General features: G+C 50.2%; 1 protein-coding gene. It reads right to left on the bottom strand.

Annotated elements, in window-relative coordinates; translation table 11 throughout:
• Positions 1-3 precede the first annotated feature (3 nt).
• Positions 4-217, bottom strand: a 214-nt coding sequence (locus tag H4J77_RS19715) for a transposase (protein ID WP_182250170.1), incomplete at its 5' end; no start/stop codon positions are given.

Below are 217 nucleotides of genomic sequence, written 5' to 3' on the forward strand. Positions count from 1 at the left end.
GGTTCATCGCATTTTACCGGGAAACGCTGCTTTGATTTTCAAGAAGAAGTAGTTGTTATCCCGGTAACCGTAAGCCATTCGTTTGATGACCTTGATCTTGTTGTTCATGCCTTCCAGAACACTGGTGTTCATCCGGTAGAGGGCGCTGGAAATAATCCCGTCGACATACCCCGCAAGACGCCTGGCGTACTGCTGCAGAGGAGCAAGGTCGCTACTC

It is taken from the genome of Pseudomonas sp. 5Ae-yellow, from assembly GCF_014077575.1.
In the GTDB taxonomy this organism is placed as follows: Bacteria; Pseudomonadota; Gammaproteobacteria; order Pseudomonadales; family Pseudomonadaceae; genus Halopseudomonas; species Halopseudomonas neustonica.